This is a genomic window from Actinotalea sp. C106 (assembly GCF_023630195.1).
In the GTDB taxonomy this organism is placed as follows: domain Bacteria; phylum Actinomycetota; class Actinomycetes; order Actinomycetales; family Cellulomonadaceae; genus Actinotalea.
The window spans coordinates 1-3,453 of record NZ_JALPKN010000314.1; the positions used below are offsets into that span (position 1 = coordinate 1).

The following is a 3,453-nucleotide window of genomic DNA, read 5'->3' on the forward strand; positions in this document are numbered from 1 at the left end:
GCCGGGGCCTCGACCGCAGCGCGGTCGTTGGAGCGCGAGGCCGGGGCCTCGACGACGACCGGCTCCGGCTCGGGCTCCGGCTCCGGGTTCGCGACGACCTCGAACTCGGGGGCGTCGAAGGACCAGTCGGCGTCGACGGGGACCGAGACGACCGGGGAGGTCGCCAGCGCCGCGCGGGCCTGAGCGGTGAGGGCCGTGGTGTCGACGGCCGGCAGGGCGTTGGTCGAGCCGTCCGAGGGCGCTGCCGCGGCGGGCAGAGCCATCGTCATGACGAGACCGCCGGAGGCGGCGACGACGGCGGAGCGACGCCCGACGGTGGCGAGGCTGCCCGTGGCGGCGTTCGCGAGGTCGTTGAGGGGGGTGGTGGGGCGACGCGCGGCGCGGTGCTTGGCGCGCTGCTGGGGGGTGACGGTCACTCGGTACCTCTCCTGACGCCTACGAGGTGAGCTGTCGGGTTCGGGTGGGAGATCACCCGGCCCCGGTCACGTTCACACGTTCCCGGGACTTCACCCCAAGGACATCGGAGACCGATGCCCACGTAAGTGGTTCCCCCGTTCCTGCCAGCAGTTCGAACGGACCTCATGCGGCGGCAGGACTCGGCGTTCCGCTTGAGGACTCCAGCGAGGAGGGTTCCCTGGAGCACCGCGAGACTACCCGAGGGTTCGCCCGTATGTCACGCCAAGGTCACGGCCACCGCAGGAAGGTCTCGGGATGATCACGAGACCGCGCAGACGGGTGACATGGCGCAACGCCACGACCTGCATGAACACAGAACCCTCAGGGGTCTGCTACCACGGCGGCCGAGGTCGAGGGAGGCCCTGGATGTGGCACACGTCACATCTGCGAGAGTCGGGCCCGAGCACGTGGGACCGTCCGGGTGAACGGGCGTCAGCCATCAGGGTGGTGGGGCCCCGGACGCCGCCCCTGACCGCCGCCTGCCGGGCCTCAGGCCTCGGGGCCCAGTGCCTCGGGGCTCAGACCTCGGGGCTCAGGGCTCAGACCTCGGGGCTCAGGACGAAGATGTGGCGCGCGACCTCGTCGGGCAGGTCGAGCACGATGTCCGCCCCGGGTGCCCCGACCGTCACGATGCCCTGCCCGCGCTCGACCGAGATGGTCGACCCGGGCAGCACGCCGGCCGAGGAGAGCCGCTCGAGCAGGTCGGTGTCGGTCTGCAGGGGCTCGCCCAGGCGGGCCACCGTGGCCTCGATCGGACCATCAGCGACACCCTCGGAGGCGACGACCGCCCGCGCCAGGACCACGAGGGACACCACGCCGTCGAGGAAGCCCTCGACGGTCCCGAGCTCGCCGAGCTCGGCCAGCCCCGGGATCGGGTTGCCGTAGGGCGAGTGGTGGGGGTGGTCGAGCAGCTCGACCAGGCGCCGCTCGACCCGGTCGCTCATCACGTGCTCCCAGCGGCAGGCCTCGTCGTGGACGTAGGACCACTCCAGGCCGATCACGTCGGTCAGCAGGCGCTCGGCGAGCCGGTGCTTGCGCATCACCCGGGTGGCCTTGAGCTGGCCCGCGTCGGTGAGCTCGAGGTGGCGGTCACCGCTGACCACGACCAGCCCGTCCCGCTCCATGCGCGCGACGGTCTGCGAGACCGTCGGGCCCGAGTGCCCCAGACGCTCGGCGATCCGGGCACGCAGCGGGACGATCCCCTCCTCGGCGAGCTCGTAGATGGTGCGCAGGTACATCTCGGTGGTGTCGATCAGGTCGCTCACGCGGGGGCCTTTCGTCCGTCTGGGCCGACTGCCCCCCAGGTTACGGTGCGCGACCGGCCGGCGGGCGCCCGGGGCCACCCCTCGGCACCTGCCCGCCCCCTAGAGTTGGCGCGTGGAGCCGCCTCAGATCACGATCCCCGCCCACCTGCTGCCCGCCGACGGTCGCTTCGGGTCGGGGCCCTCGAAGGTCCGGCCCGAGCAGGTCGAGGCCCTCGCCGCCGTCGGCCGCACACTGCTGGGCACCTCCCACCGCCAGGCCCCGGTGCGCGCACTGGTCGGCCGGGTGCGCACCGGCCTCGCCGAGCTCTTCACCCTGCCCGAGGGCTACGAGGTGGTGCTGGGCAACGGCGGCTCGACGGCCTTCTGGGACCTCGCCACCTTCAGCCTGGTGCAGGACCGCGCACAGCTGTGCACCTTCGGGGAGTTCGGTTCGAGCTTCGCCCGGGCCGTGACCCGCGCCCCCTTCCTCGCCGAGCCCGAGGTGCGCACCGCGGCCCCCGGCTCGCGCGTCCTGCCCGAGGCCGCCCCCGGCGTCGACACCTACGCCTGGCCGCAGAACGAGACCTCGACCGGCGTCGCGTCCCCCGTGCAGCGCCCCGCGGGAGCGGACGACGCCGCCCTCGTGCTGGTCGACGCGACGTCGGCCGCGGGGGGCATGGCCGTGGACGTGAGTCAGACCGACGTCTACTACTTCGCCCCGCAGAAGTCCTTCGCCTCCGACGGCGGCCTGTGGCTGGCCCTGTGCTCCCCCGCCGCGATCGCCCGGGCCGAGCGCCTCGCCGAGGACCGCTGGGCGCCGACCTTCCTCTCCCTGAGCACCGCGATCACCTCCTCGCGGCTGGACCAGACCCTCAACACCCCAGCCCTCGCGACCCTCGTGCTCCTGGCCGAGCAGATCGACTGGATGCTGGACCAGGGCGGGCTGCCGTGGGCCGCGGCCCGCACCCAGGAGTCCTCGGGCCACCTGTATCGCTGGGCCGAGGACCGCCCCTGGGCGCAGCCCTTCGTGACCGACCCCGCAGCCCGCAGCAGCGTGGTGGGCACCATCGACCTGGACCCGTCGGTCGACGCCGCGACCGTGTGCCAGGTGCTGCGCCGGCACGGGGTGGTCGACGTCGAGGCCTACCGCAAGCTCGGTCGCAACCAGATCCGCATCGCGATGTTTCCCGCGATCGAGCCCGCTGACGTCCAGGCCCTGACGGCGTGCGTCGACCACGTGGCCGAGCGGCTCGGGCACGGATGACCCGCCCCCTGGGGCGCAGCCGGCTGGTCCGCGACCGACTCACCCTGACGCTCTACACCCCGTTCATCACCTGGGGCTGGTTCCTCTACGGCTTCTCCCCCGCCGTCCCGCTGATCGCCGAGGAGCAGGGCATCTCCCGGGCCCTCGCGGGGCTGCACGGCACCGGGATGGCCGTCGGCACCGTAGCCGCAGGCCTGATCAGCGCCCGCATCGCGATCCGGTACGGCCGACGCGTGCAGACCCTGCTCGGCTGCGCGGTGCTGGTGGTCGGCATCCTCATGCTCCTGGCCGGCAGCACCGTCGCCCTGACCCTGCCCGCCTGCGTCGTCGTGGCCGTGGGCGGGAACCTCGTCCTGGCGGCCGCCCAGCCGGCCCTCGCGGTGCACCACGGGGCAGCAGGTCCCGCGGCGATCACCGAGGCCAACGCCGTCGGCGCGACCTTCGGTCTGCTCGCCCCGCTCGCGGGCGGCGCCTCGGTCAACTCGGGGG

General features: G+C 73.5%; 2 protein-coding genes, 2 pseudogenes and 1 riboswitch. Of the genes and pseudogenes, 2 read left to right on the forward strand and 2 right to left on the reverse strand.

What is annotated here, in order from left to right; genetic code table 11:
- Together L0B03_RS15500 and L0B03_RS15505 are read right to left on the reverse strand one after the other, a co-directional pair.
- Positions 1-416: pseudogene (locus L0B03_RS15500) on the reverse strand (glycoside hydrolase); the annotation flags it as partial.
- Between the two features lie 2 nt (positions 417-418).
- Positions 419-612: riboswitch (cyclic di-AMP (ydaO/yuaA leader) on the reverse strand.
- A 383-nt stretch (positions 613-995) separates the two neighbouring features.
- Positions 996-1,721, reverse strand: a complete 726-nt coding sequence (locus L0B03_RS15505; RefSeq protein WP_250447448.1) for a metal-dependent transcriptional regulator — start codon at positions 1,719-1,721, stop codon at positions 996-998.
- A 112-nt stretch (positions 1,722-1,833) separates the two neighbouring features.
- On the opposite strand from L0B03_RS15505, the gene serC reads away from it, so the two are divergent.
- Both serC and L0B03_RS15515 read left to right on the forward strand, forming a co-directional pair.
- On the forward strand, positions 1,834-2,964 hold the full coding sequence (serC, locus tag L0B03_RS15510; RefSeq protein WP_250447449.1) for a phosphoserine transaminase: 1,131 nt from the start codon (positions 1,834-1,836) through the stop codon (positions 2,962-2,964).
- A pseudogene (locus L0B03_RS15515) lies at positions 2,961-3,453 on the forward strand (MFS transporter); the annotation flags it as partial. The gene serC and the pseudogene L0B03_RS15515, both read left to right, overlap by 4 nt.